The following is a 25,513-nucleotide window of genomic DNA, read 5'->3' on the forward strand; positions in this document are numbered from 1 at the left end:
TCACGGCAGCCGAAGGCATGTCACGGGCGCAGACTCTCCGGCGCGTGCAGTCGCAGCATGAGGGCGTTCACCTGACCTGGCAACCGCCGCCGGGTGACCACCGACACCAGCATCATCACCGCGAACGCCAGCGGCACCGTCCAGGCCGCCGGCTGCGCGACCAGGACCGCCGGCCAGCCGGTCAGTGGCGGACCCAGCACGGTCCACAGCACCGCGCCGACGGCGGTACCGCCACCGGCGACGATGCCGGCGGCGGCACCGGCGGCGGTCAGGCCACGCCACCAGATGCCCAGCACCAGCAGCGGGCAGAAGCTCGACGCGGCCACCGCGAACGCCAGCCCGACGACCTGGGAGACGTCCAGGCCCGAGACGTTCAACGCGAGGACCATCGGCACCGCCCCGGCGACCAGGGTCGCCAGCCGGAACCCGCGTACCGAGTTGCGCCGCAGCACGTCGGTCGAGACCGCCCCGGCGACGCTGGTCAGCAACCCGGACGAGGTGGACAGGAAGGCGGCGAACGCCCCGGCGGCTACCAGCGCGGCGAGCAGTTGACCGAGCAGGCCGCCGCCGAGCGCCGCCTCCGGCAGCAGCACCACGACCGCATCCGAGCGTCCGGTCATCAGCAGCTGCGGTGTGTACACCCGGCCGAGCACCCCGTACAGGGTGGGGAAGAGGTAGAACAGGCCGACCAGGGCGAGCACCACCAGCGTGGTGCGGCGGGCGGCGGCACCGTCGGGGTTGGTGTAGAACCGCACGAGTACGTGCGGCAGCCCCATCGTGCCGAGGAAGGTAGCCAGGATCAGCGAGTAGGTGGCGAACAGTCCCTGGTCGCCCCGGTCCGGGTCATTGGGCAGCAGCCAGGCGGCTCCCCGGTCGGCTTCGGCCCCGGACACCTCGGGGACCCGGTCCCCGGCGGCGAAGGTCAACTCGGTGCCCGGGATCACCTGCTCGGTCCGGCCGTCGGCGTAGTTGAGCGTCGCGGACCGCTCGACCACCACGGTGGTCGCCTGGGTGAAGGTCAGCCCGTCCGGTGGGCTGACCGGCGGCCGCCCGTCGGACTGCCACTGCATGGCCAGGAAGACCGCCGGTACGGCGAGCGCGGTCAACTTGAGCCAGTACTGGAACGCCTGCACGAAGGTGACCGCCCGCATACCGCCGAGCGCCACGTTGGCGGTGACCACCCCGCCGACCAGCAGCGCTCCCAGCGGATACGGCGCGCCGGTGACCGTAGCCAGGGTCAGCCCGGCGCCCTGCAGCTGGGGCAGTAGGTAGAACCAGCCGATGAAGATCACGAAGACGGTGGCGAGCCGGCGCAGCCGCCGGGAGCTGAGCCGGATCTCGCAGAAGTCCGGCAGGGTGAACGCCCCGGACCGGCGCAGCGGGGCCGCGACGAACAGCAGCAGGGCCAGGTAGCCGGCGGCGAAGCCGACCGGGTACCAGAGCACGTCGACGCCGTACTTGAGGATCAGGCCGGCGATGCCGAGGAACGATGCTGCAGACAGGTACTCGCCGCTGATCGCCGCCGCGTTCCAGGACGGGCTGACGGTACGCGAGGCGACCAGGAAGTCGGACGTGGTCCGGGCCAGCTTCAGCCCGTAGAAGCCGATCGCGACGGTCACCAGGGTGACCACGACCAGCGCAGGGATCACGTACGGGTTGGTCATCGGCGCCGCTCAGCGCTCCGGCCGGCGGACCAGCGCGACGAAGTCCTGTTCGTTACGTTCGGCGAGGTGGACGTAGGTCAGGCCGACCGCGACCAGGAACGGAAACGCGGCCACCCCGAGTAGCAGCCACGGCAGGTTGGCGCCGACGATCTTGATCTCCGCGACGCCCGGGGCGATCGCGAACAGCATCGGCAGCGACCCGAGGCCGACCACGACCACCACCGCCAGCCGCATTGCCAACGCCAACTGTGCCCGGACCAGGCCGCGTACCAGTGCCTCGCCGATCTGGGTCTGCTCGGCCAGGTCGGTACGCAGCCGGTCGGCGTCCCCACGCCGGCCGACCTCGCCCAGCACGACCCGCACCCGTCGGGGTGGCGGGTCGGCGGGCGCCGCAGCGGGCCCGGTGCCGTCGTGTTCGGCCATGCCGGCAGTCTCACGGCCCGTCGCGGAAAGTCAAGGGCAGTCCCCGGCGCAGACGGATCCACGGCGCGTCGTCCCACAGCGAAGCGCCCAACCGCAGGAGGCGATTGGGCGCTGCTGAAGCCCGGCGAGAGGCTTTGTGGCCAGGGGCGGGGTCGAACCGCCGACCTTCCGATTTTCAGTCGGACGCTCGTACCAACTGAGCTACCTGGCCGGGCACTGGGGTCATGATACCCATCCGGCGACCTCAGCAGCCGGACCGGTTGCCATGGGCCCCGGAACGCACAACGCCGCGCGTGGGAAACGCACGGCGATCGGCGTTGCGCGGTCCTGACGGGACTTGAACCCGCGACCTCCGCCTTGACAGGGCGGCGAGCACTCCGACTGCTCCACAGGACCTCGGTGTTGCTCCGGCCGGTCGGTCGGCCGGTGGTGCCCCCAACGGGATTCGAACCCGTGCTACCGCCTTGAAAGGGCGGCGTCCTGGGCCGCTAGACGATGAGGGCGGCCCCGTCATCATCGCACATCACGACTCCGACGGTAGTGCTCCCATCCGGCCCCGCCGGAAGCTTGCGAAAGCATACGTGACGAGTATGCCCCGGACCAAACCAGATCGGCGAACCGGACGGATCAGGGGGAAAGGCTAGCACCGAGCAGGGTGATGCCGTACCGCTGCCTCAGCTCCTGGACCACGACCGGCAGCGCGGCGACGGTGGCCGACCGGTCGCCACCACCGTCATGCAGCAGGATGATCGACCCGAGCCGGACCTCGGTGGTGACCTGCGCCACCAGCTCATCCTTGGTGGGCTTGCGCCAGTCCTGCGGGTCGACGTCCCAGTCCAGCGGGACCATTCCCAGCTCCTCGACCACGGTGACCACCTTCGGCGTCCACAGGCCGCCGGGGTGCCGGAAGTGCTCGATCGGCGCGCCGGGCACCACCTTGTGGATCTCCGTGTTGGTCCGCAGCAGGTTGGCCCGGATCTCGTCGGCCGACTGCGACCCGAGGCCGAGCTCGTGGCTCCAGGTGTGGTTGCACAGGGCGTGCCCCTCCCGGACCATCCTGACGACCAGCGCCGGGTACCGCCGCACCTGGGCACCGACGACGCAGAAGGTTGCCCGCGCCCCGGCCTTGCGCAGTTCGTCGAGGATCAGCGGCGTCCACTTCGGATGTGGCCCGTCGTCGAAGGTCAACGCCACCTGCCGACCACCGGTACGCCGACGTAGCAGGCTCTCGTCGACGGCGGGCCGGGCGGACGCCCCGGGTGAGCCACCGGTCACGGTGGCCGAGGGCCGCTGGTCGGCGGGGTCGTCCGTCGACGCCGGCACCGGGTCGCGGGGGCCGGGTGAGGGCACCGGTTCGGGGGTGGGAGCAGGGCGCTCCGGCGCGGCACCGAGAGCGGCGGTGGCCGGCACCTGCGCCGGTGTCTGCCGGGCACCACGCAGCGCGGCGATGCTTTCGCTGCCGACCAGCAGCGCGAACACCGCCAGGCCTGCCGCGACCATGGCACGTTTCGACACGGTGCGTTTCGACATGTCGACTCCGGGCGAGGGGGTGGACGGAGATCGAGCGAAGCACACGTTAGTCGATCAATCCGCACAACTCGACCCCGCACATCGGACACCAGCACTGCCGACCATCGGCGGTGACGGGCCGTACCGCCAACAGCTACGGCAAGTGCTGCTGGCCGACCGACCGGTCGGCGGACCGGCAGAGCGTGAATGCGTCTGTCAGGTCGGCGCAGTGCCGTACCCCGTCCGGCAGTTCGGGGACCGGCCAGCCCGGCCCGACCGCGAGGACCAGCACCGGACGGTGCCGTCCGGAGCGGGCCGCAGCCAACTGCCCGAGGTCCGCGGTCGCCGGGGTGTGCGACCAGAGCACCACGGCGGCCGGACCCGTCCGGTCGACGGCGGCGACCAGCGCGGTCACCGGTACCCGGGCACCGAGCAACCGGGCGACCACGCCGGCCTCGACGAGTGCGGCGGCCAGCGCCTCCAACGGCAGGGTGTGCTGCTCGTCGTCGGTGCAGGCCAGCAGCACACCGGAACCAGCGCCGACAAGCGGGCCCGAAGAATCACCCGGCAGGGCCGCCGGGACCGGCCCGGTCACCGACGCCGGACCGGTCACCGACGCGAACGCGGCGGAGACGCACCGGGACAGCAGATGCTCCACCTCGATGAAGCCGGCGGTGGCCGCGTACCGGTCACCGACGCCGGCCAGCACCGGGCGGACCACCCGGTCCCAGGTGGCTATCACCCCGTCGGCACGCAGCCCACGCTCGATGATCTCCCGCATGGCCAGGTCGTCCAGGCGTACGGCGGCCCGGGCCAGACCACGGGCGGCCGGGCCGGCGGTGCCGACGGCGATGGTGTGCCCGCCGCCGGCCCGGCCCTGCCCGGGGCCGGGGCCGAGGCCGAGGCCGGCGGGGGCGGGTGGAGCCGCGTTGCCGCGTGCCCATCGCGCCGCCTCGGCCGGGGACACGCCTTCGGCGGTGAGCCGACGCATCACCTCCAGCCGGGCCAGATCCTCCCGGCTGTACCGGCGATGGTGCCCCTTGACGTGCCGGGTCGGGCCGAGCCCGTACCGCTGGTGCCAGGTGCGCAGCGTGGTGACCGCCACGCCGAGCCGGCGCGCCACGCTGCCCGCACTCAGCGCGTCATCGCTCACCTGGCCGCTCCGCAGCCGCGCCGTGCCGCTCCGCGTTCACACCGTTCCGCTCCGCGTTCACGTCATGGTCCCGCCGGCCCGACGCGACAGCTGGTCGACCACGCCGGCCAGCCACGGGGCGTAGGCGTGCGGGTCATCGGTCAGGCCGGCCCGCAGCTCATCCGGCGGCATCCAACGCAGCTGCGCGATCTCCGCCGGATCGGGCCGCAGCGGGGTGGCCGGGTCGAGATCACCCAGCAGTACGTGGTCGTACTCGTACTCGGTCCGGCCGGTGACCGGGTCGGTGGCCTGGTAGGTGTGCACGCCGAGCTCGGTCAACGGCACCGGCGCGACGCCCACCTCCTCGCCGAGCCGGCGGTTGGCCGCCTCGGTCACCGATTCGCCGGGCAGCGGATGGCCGCAGCAGGTGTTGGCCCAGCGCAGCGGGAACCGGGTCTTCACCGCGGCCCGCTGTTGCAGCAGCAGCCGGCCGGCCCGGTCGACCAGGATCACCGAGAAGGCCCGGTGCAGCTGGCCCGGCGACTGGTGGGCGGCGGCGACGGTGGCCGATCCGACCGGTCGCCCGGCCGGGTCGACCAACTCGACCAGATGGCTTTCCCGCGACGTCCCGGTCATCGGGCACCCCCCGCACCGGTGATCCGACCGGCGGCCAACTTGCCGGAGATCAGCACCATCGGCACGCCGACCCCCGGCTGGGTGCCGGAGCCGACGAAGACCACGTTCTCCAGGGTGGGATGCAGGTTGCCGGGTCGGAACGGGCCGGTCTGGAACAGGGTGTGCGCGGCGGCGAACGGTGTCCCGGCGGCCATTCCGGCGTCGGCCCAGTCGGCTGGGGTGATCATTTCGCGGACCTCGATCCCGTCGGCCAGGCCCCGGTAGCCGCGCTCGGCCAGGGTGGCGATCAGCTCGTCGGCGTACCGCTGCGGCAGGTCGCCGCGCCAGTCCAGCCGCCCACTGTCCAGGTTGGGCACCGGAGCGAGGACGTAGTAGGTGTGCCCGCCGGGCGGGGCCACCGACGGGTCGGTCCGGCTCGGGTTGGTGACCAGCAGCGAGGGGTCGCTCATCAGCTCTCCCCGGCGGATGACCTCGTCGAAGGTGCCCTTCCACAGCCGACCGAAGTGGACGTTATGGTGGGCGATCTGCTGGTAACCCTGCCGGGCGCCGAGGTGCAGCACCACGCAGGACGGCGAGTAGCGCAGCCGCCGGCGGCGGGCCGGTGGCAGCAGTTCGGCGTAGGCGACGGGTAGGTCGGGGTTGAGCACCACGACGTCGGCGGGAATCCGGTCACCGGCGGCGGTGAGCACCGCGCGCGCCCGACCACCGGCGGTCTCCACCCGGGTGACCGTGGTGTCGTAGCGGATCTGCACGCCGTGCTTCTCGGCGGCGCCGGCCAGCGCCCGGGGTACGGCGTGCATCCCGCCCCGGGGGAACGACACCCCGGCCACCGAGTCCAGGTAGGCGATGACGGTGTAGATGGCCAGCGCGTCGTGCGGGGCCAGGCCGGCGTACATCGCCTGGAACGAGAAGATCCGCTGGGTACGGGGGTCGGAGAAGAACTGTTCGATCTTGGTCTGCATCCGCCGGAACGCTCCGGCGGCCAGCAGCCGCAGCAGGTTGCCGGTGAGCAGGTCCGGCGGGCTGTCCAGGTTACGGTCAATGAAGTCAGCCCGCTCCAGCTGCCACAGCCGCCTCGCGTAGTCGACGAAGCGCAGGTAGCCGTCGGCTTCGCGAGGGCCGCAGACCCGGGCCACCTCGGCCGCCATTCGGGCGGTGTCGGTAACGACGTCTAGTGTGGACCCATCCGGATAGTACGCCCGGTAGGCCGGGTCGAGCGAGATCAGCTCCAACCAGTCGGAGAGCTCCTCGCCAACCGCGCCGAGCGCCTCGGCGATCAGTTCGGGCATGGTCAGCACGGTCGGCCCGGTGTCGAACTCGTAGCCGTCGAGTGCCAGCCGCCCGGCCCGTCCACCCGGCACCGACTCGCGTTCCAGCAGGGTGACCTGCCGGCCGGCACCGGCCAGGTGCAGGGCACAGGCCAGCCCGCCGAGCCCGGCACCGACCACGACGACGCGTTCGGTCGCCCCGGTCACGGTACGCATGCCGCGACCACCTCCTTCTGAACGATGCTCACATCATGCCTGCCGAGTGGTGGCGGTCACCGCCAGGCCGGTGAGCGCGCGACGGGCGGCAGGGTCGATCGGGGCGTCGGCCAGGGCGTCGACCGCCTCCCGTACCCGTTGCTCGATCAGCTGTTCCACCTGGCCGGCGGCGCCGGTCTCGACGACGATCTCGATCAGCCGCTGCACCCGTCGATCGGCATTCCGACCGGACTGCCGGTCGGTGGCGGGCGGCGGCCGGTTGAGTTCGGCGCGTTGCGCCTCGGTGGCCAGCTCGCGGGCGATCAGCAGCAGCACCGTCGGCTTGCCGGTCCGCAGGTCGTCGCCGGCCGGTTTGCCGGTGGTGGCCGGGTCACCCAAGACGCCGAGCAGGTCGTCGCGCAGTTGGAACGCCTCGCCGACGGCGGTGCCGTAGCGCCGGTAGGCCTCGTGGACCGCCGGGTCGGCGCCGGGTCCGGCCAGGGCCGCACCGAGGTGCAGCGGCCGCAGCACGGTGTAGCTGGCGGTCTTGTGCCGGGCCACCCGCAGCGCCCGGTCGACCGACCAGCTGTCGGCCTCGGTCTCGCCGAGGACGTCCAGGTACTGCCCGGCGATCGTCTCGACCCGCATCTGGTCGTAACGGCGCCGCACGTCGAGCAGGGTCCGGGGTGGCACGCCGGCCTGGCCGAGCAGCCGGTCGGCCCAGACCAGGCAGAGGTCACCGACCAGCACGGCGGCACCGTCGCCGAACCGGTCGGGGTCGCCGTCGCGGCCGGCCGACCGGTGCTGCCCGGCCAGCCGGCGGTGGGCGGTGGGGCGGCCGCGACGGGTCGCAGAGCCGTCCATCACATCGTCGTGCACCAGCGCGAACGCGTGCAGCAGCTCCAGCGCGGCCAGTGCCGGCAACACCGGGGCCAGCGGCGCGTCCGGGCCGACCACCCCGCGCCAGCCCCAGTGGGCGAAGACCGGCCGCAGCCGCTTGCCGCCAGCGAGCACGGTGTCCCGGGCGACCTGCGCGAACGGGCGCAGCGCCGGATCGATGCGGTCGAGCGCGTCGATCTCGACGGTGAGGAAGTCGATCAACGTGTCGTCGACAGCCGCGGTCAAGAGGTCACGGCGGCGGGGCGGGGGCGAGCCGGGGGTGGCCGACCCGGCCGGCTCGTCGACCGACGCGCTGCGGTCGGTGCCGGCAACTGTGTGATTGGCCACGCGAACGAGCGTACCCTAGGGTCTGAAGTTGCGTCGATTCTTGCGTCGATAGCCGAGGAGGCCCGGTGAACGTCGATCTGCCCGCTGCCTACGCGAACTGCCGTGACCTGCACCGACGACACGGGCGCACCTACTATCTCGCGACCCGGCTGCTGCCGCAGTGGAAACGCCGGCATGTTCACGCTTTATACGGATTCACCCGGTACGCTGATGAAATCGTCGACCGCACCGACCAGCTGCCGCCCGCCGACCGGGCAGCCGCACTCGACCAGTGGGGGCAACGGTTCCTCGCCGGGCTGCACGGTGCCCCGGTCGACGATCCGCTGCTGCCCGCCGTACTGCACACCATCGCGGTGTTCGACCTGGACAAGGCGGACTTCACCGCGTTCCTGCGCAGCATGGCGATGGACCTGACCCTCACCTCGTACCCGCGCTACACCGACCTGCTCGACTACATGGAGGGCTCGGCGGCGGTGATCGGCACCATGATGCTGCCGATCCTGGGCAGCACCGACCGGGCCGCCGCCCGGGAGCCGGCCCGACAGCTCGGCTTCGCCTTCCAGCTCACCAACTTCATCCGGGACGTCGCCGAGGACTTGGACCGTGGCCGCACCTACCTGCCGGACGAGGACCTGGCGCGGTTCGGGGTGGACCGGGCAGACCTGGTCGACGCCGCCCGACGCCGCCAGGCGACCCCGCCGATCATCGAGCTGATCCGGTACGAGGTCGGCCGCGCCCGGGGCCACTACGCGGCGGCCGCCCCCGGCGTCACCCTGCTCGAACCCGCCTCGCAGGCCTGCATCCGCACCGCGTACGCGCTGTACGGCGGCATCCTCGACGAGATCGCCGCGCAGGGCTACGACGTGTTCCGTCGCCGGGCCACCGTTCCCAACCGTCGCCGGGCCGCTGTGGCGCTGCGGTCCCTGCTCACCCCGGCCGGCACCCCGGTCACCCTGCCCGGTCCGGTCGACGTCACCGCCCCCGTCGACGTCACCGGCCCGCCGACGCAGCCGACACCGACGCAGCCGCCGGCCACCCCCACGCCAGCACCGACCGCCTCCTCACCGACCGCGCCGTAGCGCCCGCCATGCGTACCGCTGTCGTCCTGTTCACCCGCGACCTGCGGGTGCACGACCAGCCGGCGCTGGCCACCGCCTGCGCCACCGCCGAACAGGTGGTGCCGCTGTTCGTCCTCGACCCACGGTTGGCGGGCCGGTCGGCCAACCGCGACCGGTTCCTGCACCAGAGCCTCGCCGACCTGCGGGCGACCCTGCGTGGGCTCGGCGGCGACCTGCTGATCCGCCGCGGCGACCCGGTCACCGAGACGATTCGGCTCGCGCGCGAGGTCGACGCCGACGGCGTCACCGTCTCCGCCGACGTCAGCCACTACGCCCGGGACCGGCAGCGGCGACTCCGCGACGAATGCGACCGGCACCGCGTCGCGTACCGCGCCTTCCCTGGGCTGACCGTCGTCGACCCGGGCGCGCTGACCCCGACCAACGGTGACCACTACAAGGTCTTCACGCCGTACTTCCGGGCCTGGGCCGGCGCCGACTGGCGTACCGGGTGCGCCGCTCCGGACCGGATCCGGCTGCCCGGCGGTCCCGCCGTCGGACGGCTGCCGGCCCTGCCGGACGGCGAGTCGCCACAGGCCGCCGCCGGGGGCGAGACCGCCGGGCGGCGCCGGCTGCACGACTGGCTGGCCGACCTCGACCGGTACGGCGACAGCCGCCTCGATCGGTACGGCGACAGCCACGACGACCTGGCCGGTGACGCCACCTCGCTGCTCAGCCCTTACCTGCGGTTCGGCTGTCTGTCGCCGCTGGAGGTCGCCACCGCCGCCGGGGACCGCGCCGGCCCGTTCGTCCGGCAACTGTGCTGGCGGGACTTCCACTACCAGGTCGCGAACGCCTTCCCCGACCTGGCGACCACCGCGTACCGGCGCGGGGCCGCCGAGCAGTGGCGCTACGACGCCGACGCCCTCGACGCCTGGCAGACCGGGCGCACCGGGGTGCCGATCGTCGACGCCGGCATGCGGCAACTGCGGGCGCAAGGCTGGATGCACAACCGCGCCCGGCTGATCACCGCCGGGTACCTCACCAAGGAGCTCGGCCTGGACTGGCGGGACGGCCTCAGCTGGTTCGGCCGCTGGCTGCTCGACGGCGACCTGCCGAACAACTCCGGCAACTGGCAGTGGGTCGCCGGCACCGGCAACGACACCCGCCCGCACCGGGGTTTCAACCCGCTGCGCCAGGCGCACCGCTTCGACCCGGCCGGCGAGTACGTCCGGCGGTGGGTGCCGGAGCTGGCCGGCGTCACCGGGGCGGCGGTGCACGAACCGTGGCGACTGCCGCTCGCCGTCCGCGCCGGCCTGGACTACCCGCCGCCACTGTCGGACCGCTGAGTCGGCGTCCGGTCAGCGGGCCGCCCGGTCGGCGGGTTGCCGGCGGTGGTGACATGCTGGCCGGATGAGTGAGCCGCAACAGGTGGACGTCGTCGTCGTCGGGTTGGGCGTGGCCGGTGAGGAGGTCGCCGGCCGGCTCAGCCAGGCCGGGCTGGACGTGGTCGGTGTGGAGCGCCGGTTGGTCGGCGGCGAGTGCCCGTACTGGGGCTGCGTACCGAGCAAGATGATGATCCGGGCGGCGAACGCGCTCGCTGAGGGCCGCCGGATCGACGGCCTGGCCGGCACCGCCGACATCCGTCCGGACTGGACGCCGGTGGCCCGACGGATCCGCGACGAGGCCACCGCCGACTGGTCGGACACGGCCGCCGTCGACCGGCTCACCGGCAAAGGGGTACGGGTGCTGCACGGTGCCGCCCGGCTCACCGGACCCCGGCGGGTCGACGTCGACGGGCAGGTGTTCACCGCCCGCCGAGGGGTGGTGCTCGCCACCGGCACCGTGCCGGTGGTGCCGCCGATCGACGGACTGTCCGGCACGCCGTACTGGACCAACAAGGAAGCGATCGAGGTCACCGAGCTGCCTGAGTCGCTGGTCGTGCTCGGCGGTGGCGCGATCGGGCTGGAGCTGGCCCAGGTCTTCGCCCGGTTCGGCGTACGGGTGACCATCGTCGAGCCCGGCGAGCGGCTGCTGTCCCGGGAGGAGCCGGAGTCGTCGGCGCTGGCCGCCCGCGCCCTCGGTGACGACGGGATCCGGCTGCGGCTCGGCAGCCGCGCCGAGTGGGTCGAGCACCGCGACGACACCTTCGCCGTACACCTGTCGCAGGGCGGCCCGGAGAGCGGGCAGCGGCTGCTGGTCGCCACCGGTCGGCGCAGCGACCTCGGTGGACTCGGCCTCGACACCGTCGGACTGGACCCGGCGGCCCGGCACCTGCCGGTCGACGAGCGGATGCGGGTCGCCGACGAACGGATGCCGGGCGCCGACGGGCTGTGGGCGGTCGGTGACGTCGCCGGCCACGGTGCCTTCACCCACCTGGCCATGTACCAGGCGGACGTGGCGGTGCGCGACATCCTCGACCAGGGCGGGCCGGCGGCCGAGTACCGGGCGGTCCCCCGGGTCACCTTCACCGACCCGGAGATCGGCGCGGTCGGCCTGACCGAACGCCAGGCCCGCGAGCAGGGCGTGAACGTCGCGGTGGCGGTGACCGACGTCGCCGAGTCGTCGCGTGGCCGGATCCATGGGCCGGGTAACGACGGTTTCATCAAGCTGGTCGCCGACGCCGACCGGGGGGTGCTGGTCGGGGCGACCTCGGCGGGACCGACCGGCGGCGAGGTGCTCGGCGCGCTCGCCGTGGCGGTGCACGGTGAAGTGCCGCTGACCAGCCTGCGGCACATGATCTACGCGTACCCGACGGTGCACCGCGCCATCCAGTCCGCCGTACAGCAGCTCACCTGACTCCATGATCACTTGACTCCATGATCACTTGACGAAAGTTCGGGCGACACGCCGGTGGCATCCCAGTTCTTCGTCATGTGATCTTGAGCCGGCCACGGAATGATGTCCATCCATGAGATGCTTCCCGGACGGCTTCCTTTTCGGTGTCGCCACCTCCGGTCACCAGACCGAGGGTGACAACACCAGCAGCGACACCTGGTTCCTGGAGAACGTCGCGCCGACGGTCTTCGCCGAGCGGTCCGGCCGGGCCTGCAACAGCTGGCAGCTGTGGCGGACGGACCTCGACCTGGTGCAGGCGATGGGGCTGGGTGCCTTCCGGTTCTCCGTGGAGTGGGCCCGGGTCGAGCCAGAGGAGGGCAGCTTCTCCACCGAGACGTTGGACCACTACGCGGCGATCGTCGACAGCTGCTCGCGGCGGGGCCTGGCCGCGGTGGTGACGCTCAACCACATGACCTGCCCGCACTGGTTCGCCGCGCGCAGCGGCTGGCTGGACCCGGCCGCTCCCGAGCTGTTCGCCCGCTACTGCGACCAGGTGATGCGCCACTTCGGTGACCGGATCACCATGGCCGTCACCCTCAACGAGCCGAACCTGCCGCAGTTGCTGTCCTGGGCGGACGTGCCGGAGTCGGTGCGGGAGTTGGAGCGGGCCACCCTGGAGGCGGCCGGCGCCGCGGCCGGGGTGCCCCGCTACCGGGTCAGCAACATCATGCTGCCGGAGGAGTTCGACGCGATGCGCGACGGCATGACGGCCGGTCATCTCGCCGCCCGTACGGCGATCAAGGCCAGGCGGCCCGACCTGCCGGTGGGGCTGTCCATCGCCATCGTCGACGACCGGGTGACCGGCGACGACGCCACGCTGCGCGACCGCAAGCGCGCCGAGCTGTACGACCGCTGGCTGCGGCTGGCCAGCGCCGACGACTTCATCGGCATCCAGAACTACGAGAGTGCCGTCTACGACGCGGACCGGATGTTGCCGCCGCCGCCCGGGGCCACCCTGCACCAGCTGGGCTCGGCAATCGACCCGACGTCACTCGGCGGTGCCGTGCGGTACGCGTACCAGGTCAGCGGGGTGCCGGTCCTCGTGACCGAGCACGGTGTCGGTGTCGACGACGACGCCCTGCGGGCGGCCTTCATCGAGCCGTCGCTGGCCGGCCTGCTCGACGCGATCGACGACGGCGTCCCGGTGCTCGGCTACTGCCACTGGACGCTGCTGGACAACTGTGAGTGGGCCGCCGGCTACCGCTTCCACTTCGGCCTGCACATCGTCGACCGGGAGACGTTCGCTCGGACCCCGAAGCCGAGCACCGCCCGGTACGCCGCCGTCGCGACCAGCCGCGCCCTGCCCTGATCATCCAGCACCCTCCACTCATCATCCGGCGGGACCCCGCCGGTCAGCTCACCCGGTGCGGCGGCAGCCGGTAGCCGAGTTGCTGGCCGTAGGTCATCAGTGGACGCAGCGTCGGGACCAGGACGGTAGCCTCCGTCGACCAGTGGCGTCCCCGGTTTCCGTCGAGTCGACGGTGCCGGGCCGTCGTACGGCCGCGTTGGTGTTGTCCGTGCCGTTCGCGGCGCAGGTATTCGAGTCGCCTGGACGCCGTGGACCGGCCGGAGCGCCAGTCGAGCCAGCGCAGCCACCAGTCACGTACCATCTCGGTGATCATCTTTTCTCTCCTTGATCAATTGCTATGTCGACTGCTGTTTGGCCAGTCGGTAGAGTCCGTCGCGTTGCACGAATATCTCCCGCCGCTCGGCTGCGTACCCGCGTTCGTCTATGACGTAGCCGGTGAGCCAGACCCAGCCGTCGTAGGTCGGTTTCCGGTCCACCGAGATCACGCGAAATCGAATTCTCCGGTCGCCGGCGAACTGCATGCTCGCTTCCTGGCCGATCAACAGCACGTCCCCTGGTTTCGGCTCCGGCGTCCGCAGCAGCCGGCTACCCATCGGGCCTTCCATCGCCGCGTGGCCGTTGGACACCGTCGGCGCCCCGCTCCATCGGCCAGGTCGCACGCCCGCAGCTGGGGCACCATCCGGATTTCACTTTGAACGACCACAGCCCGGCGCAGAAGCCGAGCAGCGCCGCCCCGACGAGCGCCCCCACCTCCACCGTCGACCCCCTCACTCATCGAGTCGCTTTCCCGTCGTGATCCACCCTGGACTCCTGCCCGAACATAGGGCAATATGAAAATCGCAGAGGTAAAGATGAGCCCGAGTTATTGGAGGTTATAAACATGACTGAACTGCCTGTAGAGCTTCGGCGGCTCCGGCTTTCCCAGCGCATGAACCAGACCCAGCTGGCCAAAGCGGTAGGCGTGTCGAAGTCGCTCATCGCCAGCTTCGAGACCGGCCGGCTGGTGCCCAAGGAGGACACCGCGAAGGATCTCGACAAGTTACTGAACTCCGGTGACCAGCTTCAGCAGCTGTCGAGAGAGGGCAGAGAGGACCGCCAACCTTGGCTGCGCTCCTGGGTCGACCACGAGCGACGCGCGGTGCTGCTGCGGGCCTGGGAGCCGACCCTGGTTCCTGGGCTGCTGCAGACCGAGGCGTACATGCGGCAGGTCTTCGCTGCCGTGCCGTCCAACCGGGTCCGGTTCGAGGAGGTGATCGCGACCCGTCAAACGCGGCAGCGCGCGGTGCTGGACCGCGATCCCCCGGTGGAGTTGGTGGCCCTGGTCGAGGAGACCGCGTTGCGTCGTGGTCCGCGCGAGGTGATGAAGGACCAGCTTGCCCACCTGGTCGACCTCGGGCACCGGCCGAACATCCGAATCCGTGCGGTCCCCGAGTCGGCCGGCCTCCACGCTGGCCTCGGTGGCCCGCTGGCGTTGGCCACCATGAGCGACGGGAGGCGGGTCGGCTATCTGGACGATCTGCTGCGTGGACGCGTCGCCACCACCGCTGGTGACGTACTCGAACTGGAACTAGTCTGGGAGGCAGTCAACGAGTTGGCGCTGTCCGCCGACCAGACCCGAGACCTGATGTTAAGGATGATCCAGTGATCAATGAACCAGCATGGCGGAAGTCGTCGCGGTCGAACGGTTCATCCGGCAACTGCGTCGAGGTGGCCGACAACCTGCCCGGCCGGGTGCTGGTCCGGGACACCAAGGACCGCGACGGCGGCACCCTGGCCTTCGGCCCGTCCGCCTGGCGCTCCTTCGTCGAGCTGGCCAAGCACCACCACTGACCAGCCGCGCCTACCACTCCTCCGCCGACAATATCGAGAAGCGCCGGCCCTGGTCTCAGGGGATGGAGCCGTCCCGTACGCCCGCCGGACCGCCGGACCGCCGGCGTAGCGTGACCGCAAATCGCGCATCTCGGTCTATCGAGTCTCGGTCCCGAGTCTCGGTGCGCCGTCGAGTGGAGGGCTCAGGCACGTTATTCGCGCGAGTAACGTGCCTGAGCCCTCCACTCGAAGCAGCGTCGCCGATCGCGGGCGTCCGGATCTGAACCTGCCGCCACGCGCTGCTCCGGCGGTTGACGGTGCCGGGGCGGTACAGCGAGATCCGCTCACGCCGCGAACCGATCGTCCCAACGGGTGATGGCGGTGCCAGCTGCCGGCTCCGGACGCGCCGAGATCAGCACAGCTGATCATCCCAATGTTCGTACAGGTGCCCCGCTGGCAATCGTTTGCGCGACCCGACCACAGCCCACGCCGATGGTGCTGTCGTTTCTCGCTGCCGACCACCAAACCGCGATGCGCAACTCGGCGCGGCGTCTTCGCGTTGAGGTTAGGTAAGCCGGTTCATGGCAGCCCGGATCTTCAGCCATGACGGGTCGCTGTCTGATGCGTCGGTGACCGTTTGCAGATCGCTGGGCTGCCAGATCCGGCTTCCATCGGTGAGGTCAAGTTGGTTCATGTCGATGACCGAAGCCTCAGAGGTGCCGGCAAGGAACTCGGTTACTGCGGCGGTTGATGCCTCGGCTGGGCCGGCCCGTCCCCCCGACAGCACCAGAAGCGTGCCGTCGCGGCCGGCAACGATCAACTCGCCTGTAGCGGCAGCCGCCAGGGCCGTCACCATCGACCCGGGCAGCGCTTCATACTCGGCCGCCCGTTTCCCGTCGATCTCGAACTCGATGACGGCACCCTCCGGCGTACCGATCCAGAGAACACCCGGAGCTGGCCCGAACGCGACGTTGTGGCGCGACCAGGCGCGCATATTGTCCACCCGCTCCTGCGGGTACGGGTACCCCGGACTTGGGTCCCCGAGTGTCAGGCCGAGAACGCGACGCAGCGAAGGAAACTCGAACACCTCCAGCGATTCTTCGTAGGCGTTGCCCCGCACTACGAAATACCGCCCATCCGGGCTGAAGATAGGTGTCTCGTATCCGTCGCAGTCGAGGACCAACACCCGCCGCAATGGCCGCAGCACCGGCTCATCCCGAGAGAAGAGCACCAGCGTGGCACCCTGCTCGCTTTGTAGAGTGGCTAAGAGGCCACCGCCCGGATACGCCGCGACTCCGGTGTCCCAGCGCGGGCCGACTGCGGTTGCGCCGGAGGCGAGGTCGAGCGCGATGGAGGACTCCCAGCCGTTCTCTCCGCCGCTGGGCGACAACCAGAGCGTCTGACCGTCCGGACCGAATGCCACTTCCCGTTGGTACTCAGTCGGCGGAACGCCATCGATTGTGGTGATGCCCAAAGGAGTCCAGCAGGTCGTACTGTTACCGTCCGCTACGATCAGCTGCGGCTCGTCCGGATGCCAGGCGGCGGAGGGTGTCCGCTTGCGCCGGGCATAGTCGGGGGCGTCGTAGACGGCCGAATCTGCACCGACACCGCCAACCTCGCGCAACTGCCCGACCGTGTACTCCCAGATCCGGATCGCCGGGCGTTCGGTCTCCCAACCGGCTATCAACGGCAGCCTGGGATGGCAGAGCAACCGTTCGAGCGTGGTTACGGACCGCATCTGCGCCAAGATTTCCACCGGCGCATCGTACCGGTGAGAATCGCTCATGGACGGGCTACCGGGCCAGCGGATATGACCTTGAACTCGCCGACCTGCCGCTGCTGTCTGGATCTGCTGCGGATCGGGCGTTCAGGGGATCCGAGGGGGTCCAGCTACACCGTTACCGGGAACTGTGGTAGACGACGCCATCGAGTTCGTCGTCGGCGTAGGCGGCCGAGTTGGTGAGGTGTCCATCGTACGGTCCCACCTTGGTCACTGTGACACCGTCGCGGAACACGATCTGCAGGCCGTGCTCAGGTTCCCAGGCACACTCGCCCCCGATCGAGACATAGACGCGGCGATCGTCGTAGGGGTCGCGCACGACGATCGGCTCGTTGCCAAGCTGGACATGGGCCAGGACCTCGTCGGGGCCGCTGATCTCAACGTGCCACTCGTCGTCGCCGGCGGCCAGGAGGTCATCCGCGACATCGCGGTAGTAGGCGTAGATCGATGGCGCAGCCACCGCCAACGCCGATCGGTCAAGCGCGAGGAAGTTGCGAATCGCGGCGTGGAAGTCCTCCTGCGCCGGGTCGTCGTCGTAGCCGTCGACCCGGATGCGGCAAGACCCACCGCCCAACACCGGCACCGGTATCGGCGCACTGCGATACCAGCCCGGCTCGGCGGTCTTCGTCACCGTACCGAGATGGGGAATCTGCACACCACCACCGTAGTCCTCGCGGTGAGGCAGCCTCTGATGAAGCATCCGCATCTGCCGCCGTCGGGCGTCACACCGAGTCACAGGCGGCAATCGAGGCACGACCTTGCCGATGGTGTCGAGTCGTCGCAGGACGACGACGGCCACCTCCGCGAACGGTTTGCGGACGTGCCCCTCCCCGCGGCCCCCTCCGCGGCCGACAAGGCGACCCTGGTCGATGAACTGGCCACCACCTTGCGAGGCAGGACGGCACGACCCGTGCTCCGGGTCAAGCTCGGGCGGCGGCCGATAGGTCCAGGCCGAGCTCAGGCGGGAGATTGTCGGTACGCGATGCTCTGCTCTTCTCGGCCTTCCGTCAGGGTACGGACTCATGCGGCAAGCTAAACTTGTCATTGACAAGATGTCCGCCCTGGACGATATCTTGTCAGTGACAAGTCATGGAGGTACACGATGGCTCCCCTGATCGCCCTCATCGGCGGCTGGCTGGTCCTGCGCATGGCTGGACTGCTCGGCATCGACGCGCTCGACGGCTGGCAGCCGGCGCTGCGTGGCGGACTGGCCCTCATGTTTGTGCTGACCGGTGTGGCCCACTTCAGTGCGAAGCGGCGCGACTCGCTCATCGCGATGGTGCCACCTCGGCTGCCCCGGGCACCGCTGCTGGTCACCATCACCGGGGTTCTGGAGCTGGTCGGAGCCGTCGGCCTAGCGTTCCCGTCGACCGCACCGGTCGCGGCGATCTGTCTCGCGCTCCTCCTCCTGGCGTTGTTCCCAGCCAACGTGTCGGCGGCGCGGCGTCAGCTGAAGATTGCCGATCGGCCGGTCACGCCCCTGGTTCCGCGCACGCTACTGCAGGTGCTCTTCGTCGCCTCCTGCGTCGCCGCCGCACTCTGACCAGCGGATGGCCACTTTCGACGGGCTGCATGTCTGCTTGATCAGCGGGCGCGGCCCGGACACGACTCGCTACGCTGGCCTGGTGACCGCGGCCAATGAGATCGCCAGTAGCCGGTACGTCAGCCTGACCACCTACCGCAAGGACGGCGCCCCGGTGGCCACACCGGTCTGGCACGTACCGCACGGTGGCGAACTCTGGATCGTGACCGAAGCGGGCTCGGGCAAGGTCAAGCGGATCCGGAACAACCCGCACGTTCGGGTGCAGCCGTGTTCCTTACGCGGGGCGGTGGCACCGGACGCGCCGAGTGTGACGGGAACGGCCCGGCTACTGGACGGCGACGGGACGGCGCTGGCCCGCAAGCTACTGGCCCGCCGGTACTTCATGGCACGGGCAGGGAACTGGTTCGCTCGCCTGCTCCGGGTACGCCGCCCCCCGATGGTCGGCATCATCGTGTCGTTCTGATCGACCCGACTTTCCGACCCGTGACCGAGCTAGACAGCTCCGGAGCTGTCGCCGCCCATGCAGGCCAGCCAACCGGGGGCCGTCAGGCTCCCTGGTTGGACCTCCCATACCGGCCGACGCCACACAGGCCGAGATCAGCGCGTCGTCGCCGTCAGAAAGTCACCGCGAGTAGTACGAGCGCCGTAGCTCAAGGCAGGCGTACCTGCAAGACATCGTCCACTTCCGAGGGAATCGAGACGAGCGGACCATGGTAAGGCTGGTGAAGACGACATAGCGTGATGCCGATCCGTACCCTACTTCAAGGAGCAATGCGTTGGAGAACGAGATTCAGCTGATCAGTGACGGCGATGGCCTGGCGGTCATCGGGCACCCGACGGCTGTCGATCGTTTCCTCACTGCGGAGCGGCTGCCGTCGAAAGACCTCGGGCTGAAACGGCTCAGCGGCGCCCTCGGTGCCGGATCCAAGATCGCCAAAGCCGGGGCTGAGATCTCCGAGCAGTCCGGCCGATGGGTCCAACTGTCTGCGGAGTCCGCCCAGGCGATGAAGAAGTACAACCTGATGAGCGGCTCGGAGAACGGTCTCAGCCGTGCCGTGCTGACCGACCACGGCAGGATCACCGGCCTGCTCGAGATCGTGCAGACACCGAGCGCGATGCTGACGAACCCGGCGATCCTGACCGGTGCCGCCGGCCTCATGGCACAGCTCGCGATGAAACAGAGCATGGACGAGATCACCGACTATCTCGCCGTGATCGACGCGAAAGTCGACGCCGTGCTCCGCGCTCAGACCGACGCGGTGGTGGCCGACATGGTCGGGGTAGAGCTCGTCATCGACGAGGCCCTGACGATCCGGGAGCAAGTGGGCAGGGTTTCCGAGGTCACCTGGTCAAAGGTGCAGGCAACGCCGGTGCCACTGGCTCGGACCCAGGCGTACGCGTTGCGGCAGCTCGATGCCATCGCCGAAAGACTCGAGACCGCAAACGTCGGTGACCTGGCCACGACGTCGAAGGAAGCCGAGATCAAGGTCCAGGAGTGGCTCGCTGTCCTGGCCCGCTGCTTCCAACTCCAAGACGCGGTCGCCGTGCTCGAACTCGATCGCGTGCTGGGCGCGTCCGCGTATGAGTTGGAAGAACATCGCTTCGCCATCCGGATCGCCCGGCAGAAGCGCCTCGAGCTCATCTTCCGTACCACCGAGCGCCTGATGGCCCGGATGGACGCGGCCGCCGGCACCGCCAACGCGAAGGTGCTACTCAACCCGACATCATCGCGCGCCGTGGTGCGGTCGACCAATCACGTCGCAACGATTGTCGTCGAGTTCAACAGCAGGCTCGGCGTTGAACGCGACGGCCGGTCTTGGGATGCCCGGCGATGGCTCGACGCGGCTGTGGAAGCGCGCGACAAGGTCCTTGAGACCGGGTCCGAGGTGGGCGCCAGGGTTCTCGATACCGGCGCTGAGGTGAAGGGCAAGGTTTTTGAAACTGGGGCGGAGGGTGTGGGTGCCGCTGGTCGTTTCGGTATGCAGGCTCTCGGCCGGGCAAGATCGATGATGGGTAGGGTGTCCGGGGAGGTCGCCGAGCGGTCCCAGCGGCAACTTGGAAGCAAAGAGAAACCTTGATCAGGAACACCCGTAGTAAGTGCATCCGGATCTGCCGCCGACCGGGCGCTACTCCGCAGCTACCTCGACGCGACGGACCGCGTTCCGTAGAGCTCCAGCTGGCTCGTCATACGCAAGACCGTCGAAGTTTGGTGGTGCGTCTGGCGGGAACGTCGGGACGATGCGGGCACTGTTGATGAAGATCGAGCAGGCGACCGGGCTGGACCGGATCGGCGACCGGCTGCAACAAGGCGTCCAGCGGCGGATCAGCAACGAACGGGTCCGCGACCTGCTGCACGGGGTGTGGCTGGGGCATCCACTGCACCCGGTGCTGATCCAGGTGCCGATGGGTGCCTGGCTGAGCGCCGCCGTACTCGACATGCTGCCCGGCCAGCGACGGGCCGCGACCACCCTGGTCGGCGTCGGCACCGCCGCCGCGATCCCGGCGGCGGTCACCGGGGCGAACGACTGGGCGAGCCTGTCCCGCGAGCAGCGCCGGATCGGTCTGGTGCACGCGATCGCCAACACCGTCGGCGTGGCCTGCTACACCGGATCGCTGGTCGCCCGGCTACGCGGCCGGCACCAGACCGGCCGTACGCTCGGATTCCTCGGCCTCGCCGCGGTCGGTGCCGGCGGCTTCCTCGGCGGTCATCTCGCCTACAAGCAGGCCGCCGGGGTCAACCACGCGGTGCCCGAGCTGCATCGGATCTCCGCCGGTTGGCACCCGATCGCCGAGTTCGCCAACCTGCCCGAAGCGGGAATGATCAGCCGGCAGGTGGACGACGTGCCGGTGCTGGTCTACCGGCACGGCGAGGACGTCACGGTGCTGCTGGCCCACTGCGCCCACCAGAACGGCCCCCTCGACCAGGGTGAGGTGATCAGCGCGGACGGCCACGCCTGTGTGGTCTGCCCGTGGCACGGCAGCGCGTTCCGGCTCACCGACGGCACCGTCGCCCACGGCCCGGCCGCCACTGATCAGCAGGTGCTGCGCAGCCGGGTGGTGGCCGGGGTCGTGCAGGCCCAGCTGCCCTGACCCGGCAGTGCCGCGGCAGCCGGCAACCGTACGGTGAACTTCGCACCGGCACCGGGGTGGCCGGCGGCCTCGATGGTGCCACGGTGCGCGGTCACCACCTCGCGCAGCAGCGCCAGGCCCAGGCCGATGTGCAGCCGGTCCGACCCGGCTCCGCGATGGAACCGGTCGAAGATGCGCTCGTCGGGGTCGAAGCCGTCGCCGGTGTCTGCGACGGTCAGTTTGATCGTGTCGCCGGCAGCGGCACGGCAGACGGCGACGTCGATCCGCCCGCCCGGTCGGGAATGCCGCAACGCGTTGGTCAGCAGGTCGGACACCACCCTGCGCAGCGCCGAGGAGACCCCGGCCACCGGCAGCGGACCGTCCGACCGGTCCAGGGCGATGACCACGCCGTACTCCTGTGCCCGGTCGCTCTCGGCGAGGACCGCGTTCTCGACGACGGTTGCCAGGTCGACCGGCACGTCCGACACCCGGTCGGCTCGGCCAGGCCAGCCGGCCCCGTACCGTCACCTTCATCGACGTGGTGCCGGTCGGGCCGAGCGGCAAGCCGGACAAGCGGCAGCTCCGGCCGGGCGGCGGCTGAGCAGCCGGAGACCGGCGCGGTCGCGGCGGTGCCGGCTCAGGTCAGCCCCGGTCGCGGCGGTGCCGGCCCGGGTCAGTTCCGGTCGCGGCGGTGCCGGCCGGTCTCGCCGGACGTTCCGGCGGTACGCCGTTTCAACCCGAGCATGGTGCCGATCTGCGCGCCGACGATGCTCGCTGCGGTGATCACCGCGGTCACCGCGAGTGGACGGTTCAGGTTCTGCTCCGGGCCGGACCGGCCGGCGGAGACGCCGCCGCCGAGGTTGCCGGTGGCGTCGTTGTCCACCTGCCAGGCGGGGCGGTCGGCATCTGACGGTACATCGACCGGCGGCGGGGTCTGCGGAGCCGCCGGCTGCTCCGGCGTCGGCTGCGACGGCGTGGGCTGTTCCGTCGTGGACGTCACCGCCGGGGTGACGACCGTGCCGGTGGCGTGCGGCCGTACACCGGTGTCCGTCACCTCGGCCGGCAACCGCAGCAGCTGGCCGGCCCGGATCCGGTCCGGGTCGTCGATTTCGTTGAGGTCGGCCAGCTCCCGGTAGTCACTGAACCCGCCGAGGTAGCGGTCGGCGATGTGGCCGAGGTAGTCGCCCTTGGCGACCCGGTACACGGCCGACTCCGCCGGCTGGTCCGGCTGATCCGTCGGCGCTGTGCCGTCGGCGCCCGGTCCGGTGGGGGCTGCGGCGAGCGTGTGCAACGCCGCTGGCGAGACCAGCGGGGCCGGCGAGCCGACTGCGGCCGGTGCCGGCGCGGCGGACCGCCCGCTGGCACCGACGAGCTGGTTCGGTGTCGCCTGCTGGCCGGCGGGCGCGGCAAGCTCAGGGGCGCTGCCGAACCCGGTGCCCACCACCACCGCCGCCGCCGAGGTCGCCTCGACCGGCCCCGGTGCGGCGAACGCCGCCGCCGGACCGGCGACCAGGATCAACGAGATCGCTCCGACCAGTGCGGCGGCGACGCGCTGCTGCCGGCCCATGCCGGGCAGCTTCGGCGCCGGCCGGCGCAGCAGTCGGGCCGGCACCTCCACCAGCACCGACAGCAGGAACGTCGCCCAGCCCACCCAGCCGGCAACCGCCAACACCCGGATGAACAACTGTCCATCGTCGCGGCTGGTCAGCGCGGTGCCGATCTCGTCGATGCCGGGCAGGTGGTCGGGCAGCGGGTTGCCGGCGAACGCGATCAGCGCGACCGGTGCGCCGGCGAGCAGGATCAACAGGACGGTCAGCGCACCCAGGCCGGTGAGGACCTGCCCGAGCCGCCGGACGGGGGAAACGCGGGTCGCGCGCATTGTGCCGCTCCTCTCGAGGGGTCAGCTTCCCGTCACGGGTCGGTCCGGAGCACGGCGGTGGCCTGCCCGGTCACCGGGATCCCCGGCGGGAAACCGAAGAGGCTGAGCATGGTGGTCTCGTAGGTCATGTCGACGGTCACCGTCATCTGCTGCTGATCGGGGGCGACCTCGACCGTGTACCCGGTCACCCCGGGCAGGTCGTCGAAGTAGTGGTCGACTGCGGCGGTGGCCGCCGGGACGTCGATGAACTGGCCCTCCCCGCTGACCGCCAGACCGATGTCGATCTGCTGCCCGCCGGTGCGAGCCGCCTCAGCGGCCAGGTTGTCCGCCCGTTGCTTGGTGCGGTACTTGCCGGCGGCGTCCACGGTGATCCCGAGGACGGTGGCCACGGCGAGGAAGGCCACGGCGAGGAAGACACTCACCCGCCCCGCGTCGCGGTGATCGTACGCACCGCCGTCGACGCCCGGCTGCTGGCGGCTTCCGCCCGGCCGCTGGCGGCTCATCCCCGCCCCCGGTAGCGGTCCAGCGGGGAACGGAAGTCGGCGCTGAGCAGCCGGTCCTGCGCCACCCAGGGCAGCCCCAGGTCGCCGAACTGGACCGTGCAGCTCACCCGGACGTGGATCAGCGCGGTGGTGCTGCCGGGCGCGGTGGCGAACGCATTGGTCAGGGTGTCCACCCCGTTCGGGGCGAAGTCGGCGGCCGGTTCCCCGGTGCAGGCGATGCCCTCCCAGTCGAGGCGCTGCTGCGCGGCGTACTCGGCGTTGGTCTGCGCCTCGGCCACGGACCGGGAGATGGAGGCGGCGCGGGCGGCGTCGTGCGCCGCCGCGTCCAGGGCGTTGCGGGCCAGCACGGTCCGCCCGGTCACCCAGGCGACGACGACCAGCAGCAGGAACGCCGGGGTCAGGATGGCCACCTCCACCGAGACGGACCCCCGGTCGCGGCCCCGGCCGGAGCCCTGGCCGGAGCCCTGGCCGGAACCCGCATGGCGTCGCCGCACGATCAGCCTCCCGCGACCTGCTCGAACCGCTCGATCTCGCCGTTGGCGGTCTCGCTGACGGTGAACGTCACGCCCGGCACCAGCGACAGTGCCTTACCGCTGACGGTGTACGACACGTACCGCCCGTCCGGGCCGACCGACGGCGCCGGCAGCGGGTCCGGGGCGAGCCAGTCGCCGGCGTCGGCGAGGAACGCGGCAGCGCGTTGCGCACCCACCCCGGTGTCGGCGTTGCCGCTGCCCAACGCGTCGTAGCCGCGTTCGGCGGTGACCGCCTGCTGGGCGGCGCTCAACGCCACGGTACGGGCCAGGAACAGCGCGGCGACCTGGATCGAGGCGAACAGCAGCAGCAGGATCGCCGGCAACAGGATGGCCAACTCGACCGGCGCCGCGCCCCGGTCCCGGGCAGGCTGGACCACCGGGGTGGGGGCGGGCCGGACCACCGGGGTGGGGATGGTCCGGCCCGCCCGGCCGGCGAAGTGACGGCACATGTCGCCGATCAATCGCCGCCGCCCGGGAAGTTGCCCGAGTCCGGCAGGTCGCTCGACGGGTCCGGGTTGGCGTTCATGAAGTCGAACGCGAGGTTCGACGCCCAGGCGAGGACGGCGATCGCGACGAGCGCCAGGCCGACGATGATCACTGCGGTGGGGACCGGGCTGTCGCCCCTGTCCCGTTCGTCGGCGCCGCGCAGCTCGCCGATCCGGTCGGCCACCGCGAGGTAGAGGCGGGCGAATATCTGCATGGTGGGTGTCCTAATGAGTTCTGGGAGTGAGCCATCCGGCAAACTCCTGGTGGGTAGGTAGCCGCCAGCCGGTGAGCACTCCGGGTTCCTGGACGTCGAGTCCTGACGAAAGATCGTGCCCCGGCTGGTCGGTGTGGAGAGTTGATCGCTGATGGGATGTCGTGCCCGCCCGGTCGCGGCGTGAGCACTGCTTCATTAGGTCGCTGATGGTTCTCCTCCTGGCTACCAGCGGTGATCGACTCAATAGGCGGGAGAGACGTTGCTGTTCATAGGAGATGACTGGGCGGAGGACCACCACGACGTCGAGCTCATGGACGCCTCCGGCCGCAGGCTGGCCAAGGCGAGGCTGCCCGAGGGCATCGCCGGCATCACCAGGCTCCACGCGATGATCGGCACGGCGCTCGGCGACGACATCGACGCCGACGCTGCTGCTGCTCAGGT

General features: G+C 70.8%; 27 protein-coding genes, 3 tRNA genes and 1 pseudogene. 11 read left to right on the plus strand and 20 right to left on the minus strand.

What is annotated here, in order from left to right; all coding sequences use genetic code 11:
- Positions 1 to 20: 20 nt before the first annotated feature.
- The 10 genes from ACXAHD_RS13665 to ACXAHD_RS13710 all read right to left on the minus strand — a co-directional run bounded on the left by ACXAHD_RS13665 (position 21) and on the right by ACXAHD_RS13710 (position 8,054).
- Positions 21 to 1,664: a sodium/solute symporter gene (locus ACXAHD_RS13665; RefSeq protein WP_281552267.1), complete on the minus strand. Its 1,644-nt coding sequence runs from the start codon at positions 1,662 to 1,664 to the stop codon at positions 21 to 23.
- A 9-nt stretch (positions 1,665 to 1,673) separates the two neighbouring features.
- A complete protein-coding gene (locus tag ACXAHD_RS13670) occupies positions 1,674 to 2,087 on the minus strand; it encodes a hypothetical protein (RefSeq protein ID WP_289211688.1) in 414 nt (137 codons plus the stop codon).
- A 137-nt stretch (positions 2,088 to 2,224) separates the two neighbouring features.
- Positions 2,225 to 2,298: transfer RNA gene (locus ACXAHD_RS13675), tRNA-Phe, on the minus strand.
- 111 nt (positions 2,299 to 2,409) lie between these two features.
- Positions 2,410 to 2,483: transfer RNA gene (locus ACXAHD_RS13680), tRNA-Asp, on the minus strand.
- A gap of 31 nt (positions 2,484 to 2,514) precedes the next feature.
- Positions 2,515 to 2,590: transfer RNA gene (locus ACXAHD_RS13685), tRNA-Glu, on the minus strand.
- A 124-nt stretch (positions 2,591 to 2,714) separates the two neighbouring features.
- Positions 2,715 to 3,617: a polysaccharide deacetylase family protein gene (locus ACXAHD_RS13690; RefSeq protein WP_289211689.1), complete on the minus strand. Its 903-nt coding sequence runs from the start codon at positions 3,615 to 3,617 to the stop codon at positions 2,715 to 2,717.
- 133 nt (positions 3,618 to 3,750) lie between these two features.
- Complete coding sequence (locus ACXAHD_RS13695; RefSeq protein WP_289211690.1) at positions 3,751 to 4,749, minus strand: MerR family transcriptional regulator; 999 nt, start codon at positions 4,747 to 4,749, stop codon at positions 3,751 to 3,753.
- A gap of 57 nt (positions 4,750 to 4,806) precedes the next feature.
- Positions 4,807 to 5,364: an isopentenyl-diphosphate Delta-isomerase gene (idi, locus tag ACXAHD_RS13700; protein ID WP_281552271.1), complete on the minus strand. Its 558-nt coding sequence runs from the start codon at positions 5,362 to 5,364 to the stop codon at positions 4,807 to 4,809.
- Entirely contained in the window at positions 5,361 to 6,848 is a 1,488-nt protein-coding gene (gene crtI / locus ACXAHD_RS13705; RefSeq protein ID WP_475050899.1) for a phytoene desaturase family protein, read from the minus strand. The genes idi and crtI overlap by 4 nt, the downstream gene beginning before the upstream one ends.
- Positions 6,849 to 6,881: 33 nt before the next feature.
- On the minus strand, positions 6,882 to 8,054 hold the full coding sequence (locus tag ACXAHD_RS13710) for a polyprenyl synthetase family protein (RefSeq protein WP_289211691.1): 1,173 nt from the start codon (positions 8,052 to 8,054) through the stop codon (positions 6,882 to 6,884).
- Positions 8,055 to 8,119: 65 nt separating this feature from the next.
- Here ACXAHD_RS13710 and ACXAHD_RS13715 point away from each other — a divergent pair, with 65 nt between their 5' ends.
- The 4 genes from ACXAHD_RS13715 (at position 8,120) to ACXAHD_RS13730 (ending at position 13,256) form a co-directional block, all read left to right on the plus strand.
- Positions 8,120 to 9,133, plus strand: a complete 1,014-nt coding sequence (locus ACXAHD_RS13715; protein WP_475050902.1) for a phytoene/squalene synthase family protein — start codon at positions 8,120 to 8,122, stop codon at positions 9,131 to 9,133.
- A gap of 8 nt (positions 9,134 to 9,141) precedes the next feature.
- Positions 9,142 to 10,458 carry a cryptochrome/photolyase family protein gene (locus tag ACXAHD_RS13720; protein ID WP_475050904.1) on the plus strand — a complete coding sequence of 439 codons (1,317 nt, stop codon included), beginning with the start codon at positions 9,142 to 9,144 and terminating at the stop codon, positions 10,456 to 10,458.
- 64 nt (positions 10,459 to 10,522) lie between these two features.
- Complete coding sequence (locus tag ACXAHD_RS13725; protein ID WP_475050907.1) at positions 10,523 to 11,908, plus strand: dihydrolipoyl dehydrogenase family protein; 1,386 nt, start codon at positions 10,523 to 10,525, stop codon at positions 11,906 to 11,908.
- A gap of 112 nt (positions 11,909 to 12,020) precedes the next feature.
- A complete protein-coding gene (locus ACXAHD_RS13730; RefSeq protein WP_475050910.1) occupies positions 12,021 to 13,256 on the plus strand; it encodes a family 1 glycosylhydrolase in 1,236 nt (411 codons plus the stop codon).
- Between the two features lie 43 nt (positions 13,257 to 13,299).
- Here the strand turns inward: ACXAHD_RS13730 and ACXAHD_RS13735 are convergent, their stop codons facing one another.
- Together ACXAHD_RS13735 and ACXAHD_RS13740 are read right to left on the minus strand one after the other, a co-directional pair.
- Positions 13,300 to 13,569: a hypothetical protein gene (locus tag ACXAHD_RS13735; protein ID WP_281552277.1), complete on the minus strand. Its 270-nt coding sequence runs from the start codon at positions 13,567 to 13,569 to the stop codon at positions 13,300 to 13,302.
- A 22-nt stretch (positions 13,570 to 13,591) separates the two neighbouring features.
- Positions 13,592 to 13,882, minus strand: coding sequence for a hypothetical protein (locus ACXAHD_RS13740; protein WP_289211694.1), 291 nt, complete (start codon positions 13,880 to 13,882; stop codon positions 13,592 to 13,594).
- Positions 13,883 to 14,136: 254 nt separating this feature from the next.
- Here ACXAHD_RS13740 and ACXAHD_RS13745 point away from each other — a divergent pair, with 254 nt between their 5' ends.
- Positions 14,137 to 14,901, plus strand: coding sequence for a helix-turn-helix domain-containing protein (locus tag ACXAHD_RS13745; RefSeq protein WP_475050913.1), 765 nt, complete (start codon positions 14,137 to 14,139; stop codon positions 14,899 to 14,901).
- A complete protein-coding gene (locus ACXAHD_RS13750; RefSeq protein WP_289213660.1) occupies positions 14,901 to 15,086 on the plus strand; it encodes a DUF397 domain-containing protein in 186 nt (61 codons plus the stop codon). The genes ACXAHD_RS13745 and ACXAHD_RS13750 overlap by 1 nt, the downstream gene beginning before the upstream one ends.
- A gap of 544 nt (positions 15,087 to 15,630) precedes the next feature.
- Here the strand turns inward: ACXAHD_RS13750 and ACXAHD_RS13755 are convergent.
- Entirely contained in the window at positions 15,631 to 16,821 is a 1,191-nt protein-coding gene (locus tag ACXAHD_RS13755; RefSeq protein WP_475050915.1) for a WD40 repeat domain-containing protein, read from the minus strand.
- A gap of 142 nt (positions 16,822 to 16,963) precedes the next feature.
- Positions 16,964 to 17,644: a DUF6985 domain-containing protein gene (locus tag ACXAHD_RS13760; RefSeq protein WP_281552280.1), complete on the minus strand. Its 681-nt coding sequence runs from the start codon at positions 17,642 to 17,644 to the stop codon at positions 16,964 to 16,966.
- Between the two features lie 303 nt (positions 17,645 to 17,947).
- On the opposite strand from ACXAHD_RS13760, the gene ACXAHD_RS13765 reads away from it, so the two are divergent.
- The 4 genes from ACXAHD_RS13765 to ACXAHD_RS13780 all read left to right on the plus strand — a co-directional run bounded on the left by ACXAHD_RS13765 (position 17,948) and on the right by ACXAHD_RS13780 (position 21,478).
- Positions 17,948 to 18,388 (plus strand): DoxX family protein, encoded by a 441-nt coding sequence (locus ACXAHD_RS13765; RefSeq protein ID WP_475050917.1) that lies wholly within the window; start codon positions 17,948 to 17,950, stop codon positions 18,386 to 18,388.
- An 82-nt stretch (positions 18,389 to 18,470) separates the two neighbouring features.
- On the plus strand, positions 18,471 to 18,851 hold the full coding sequence (locus tag ACXAHD_RS13770; RefSeq protein ID WP_281552282.1) for a PPOX class F420-dependent oxidoreductase: 381 nt from the start codon (positions 18,471 to 18,473) through the stop codon (positions 18,849 to 18,851).
- Between the two features lie 313 nt (positions 18,852 to 19,164).
- A complete protein-coding gene (locus ACXAHD_RS13775) occupies positions 19,165 to 20,466 on the plus strand; it encodes a hypothetical protein (protein ID WP_281552283.1) in 1,302 nt (433 codons plus the stop codon).
- A 160-nt stretch (positions 20,467 to 20,626) separates the two neighbouring features.
- Positions 20,627 to 21,478, plus strand: a complete 852-nt coding sequence (locus ACXAHD_RS13780; RefSeq protein WP_281552284.1) for a Rieske (2Fe-2S) protein — start codon at positions 20,627 to 20,629, stop codon at positions 21,476 to 21,478.
- Here the strand turns inward: ACXAHD_RS13780 and ACXAHD_RS13785 are convergent.
- The 6 genes from ACXAHD_RS13785 to ACXAHD_RS13810 form a co-directional block, all read right to left on the minus strand.
- Positions 21,421 to 21,936: a sensor histidine kinase gene (locus tag ACXAHD_RS13785; RefSeq protein ID WP_281552285.1), complete on the minus strand. Its 516-nt coding sequence runs from the start codon at positions 21,934 to 21,936 to the stop codon at positions 21,421 to 21,423. The genes ACXAHD_RS13780 and ACXAHD_RS13785 overlap by 58 nt on opposite strands.
- Before the next feature lie 194 nt (positions 21,937 to 22,130).
- Positions 22,131 to 23,336: a LysM peptidoglycan-binding domain-containing protein gene (locus ACXAHD_RS13790; RefSeq protein WP_475050924.1), complete on the minus strand. Its 1,206-nt coding sequence runs from the start codon at positions 23,334 to 23,336 to the stop codon at positions 22,131 to 22,133.
- A gap of 32 nt (positions 23,337 to 23,368) precedes the next feature.
- Entirely contained in the window at positions 23,369 to 23,839 is a 471-nt protein-coding gene (locus ACXAHD_RS13795) for a pilus assembly protein TadG-related protein (protein WP_281552287.1), read from the minus strand.
- Positions 23,836 to 24,333: a TadE/TadG family type IV pilus assembly protein gene (locus tag ACXAHD_RS13800; protein ID WP_281552288.1), complete on the minus strand. Its 498-nt coding sequence runs from the start codon at positions 24,331 to 24,333 to the stop codon at positions 23,836 to 23,838. The genes ACXAHD_RS13795 and ACXAHD_RS13800 overlap by 4 nt, the downstream gene beginning before the upstream one ends.
- A gap of 2 nt (positions 24,334 to 24,335) precedes the next feature.
- On the minus strand, positions 24,336 to 24,821 hold the full coding sequence (locus ACXAHD_RS13805) for a TadE/TadG family type IV pilus assembly protein (protein ID WP_289211698.1): 486 nt from the start codon (positions 24,819 to 24,821) through the stop codon (positions 24,336 to 24,338).
- A gap of 8 nt (positions 24,822 to 24,829) precedes the next feature.
- A complete protein-coding gene (locus ACXAHD_RS13810) occupies positions 24,830 to 25,072 on the minus strand; it encodes a hypothetical protein (RefSeq protein WP_289211699.1) in 243 nt (80 codons plus the stop codon).
- Between the two features lie 259 nt (positions 25,073 to 25,331).
- Between ACXAHD_RS13810 and ACXAHD_RS13815 the strand changes: the two are divergent.
- Positions 25,332 to 25,513: pseudogene (locus ACXAHD_RS13815) on the plus strand (IS110 family transposase); the annotation flags it as partial.

It is taken from the genome of Micromonospora sp. ABR4_055, from assembly GCF_056160425.1.

Excerpts from the sequence above, each read along its gene's own strand:
- ACXAHD_RS13745 (WP_475050913.1), top strand. The coding sequence starts at position 14,137 with ATGACTGAACTGCCTGTAGAGCTTCGGCGGCTCCGGCTTTCCCAGCGC.
- ACXAHD_RS13765 (WP_475050917.1), top strand. The coding sequence starts at position 17,948 with ATGGCTCCCCTGATCGCCCTCATCGGCGGCTGGCTGGTCCTGCGCATG.
- ACXAHD_RS13670 (WP_289211688.1), bottom strand. The coding sequence starts at position 2,087 with ATGGCCGAACACGACGGCACCGGGCCCGCTGCGGCGCCCGCCGACCCG.
- ACXAHD_RS13805 (WP_289211698.1), bottom strand. The coding sequence starts at position 24,821 with ATGTGCCGTCACTTCGCCGGCCGGGCGGGCCGGACCATCCCCACCCCG.
- ACXAHD_RS13665 (WP_281552267.1), bottom strand. The coding sequence starts at position 1,664 with ATGACCAACCCGTACGTGATCCCTGCGCTGGTCGTGGTCACCCTGGTG.
- ACXAHD_RS13720 (WP_475050904.1), top strand. The coding sequence starts at position 9,142 with ATGCGTACCGCTGTCGTCCTGTTCACCCGCGACCTGCGGGTGCACGAC.
- ACXAHD_RS13690 (WP_289211689.1), bottom strand. The coding sequence starts at position 3,617 with ATGTCGAAACGCACCGTGTCGAAACGTGCCATGGTCGCGGCAGGCCTG.
- ACXAHD_RS13790 (WP_475050924.1), bottom strand. The coding sequence starts at position 23,336 with ATGCGCGCGACCCGCGTTTCCCCCGTCCGGCGGCTCGGGCAGGTCCTC.
- ACXAHD_RS13780 (WP_281552284.1), top strand. The coding sequence starts at position 20,627 with ATGCGGGCACTGTTGATGAAGATCGAGCAGGCGACCGGGCTGGACCGG.
- ACXAHD_RS13730 (WP_475050910.1), top strand. The coding sequence starts at position 12,021 with ATGAGATGCTTCCCGGACGGCTTCCTTTTCGGTGTCGCCACCTCCGGT.
- ACXAHD_RS13795 (WP_281552287.1), bottom strand. The coding sequence starts at position 23,839 with ATGAGCCGCCAGCGGCCGGGCGGAAGCCGCCAGCAGCCGGGCGTCGAC.
- ACXAHD_RS13735 (WP_281552277.1), bottom strand. The coding sequence starts at position 13,569 with ATGATCACCGAGATGGTACGTGACTGGTGGCTGCGCTGGCTCGACTGG.
- ACXAHD_RS13810 (WP_289211699.1), bottom strand. The coding sequence starts at position 25,072 with ATGCAGATATTCGCCCGCCTCTACCTCGCGGTGGCCGACCGGATCGGC.
- idi (WP_281552271.1), bottom strand. The coding sequence starts at position 5,364 with ATGACCGGGACGTCGCGGGAAAGCCATCTGGTCGAGTTGGTCGACCCG.
- crtI (WP_475050899.1), bottom strand. The coding sequence starts at position 6,848 with ATGCGTACCGTGACCGGGGCGACCGAACGCGTCGTCGTGGTCGGTGCC.
- ACXAHD_RS13725 (WP_475050907.1), top strand. The coding sequence starts at position 10,523 with ATGAGTGAGCCGCAACAGGTGGACGTCGTCGTCGTCGGGTTGGGCGTG.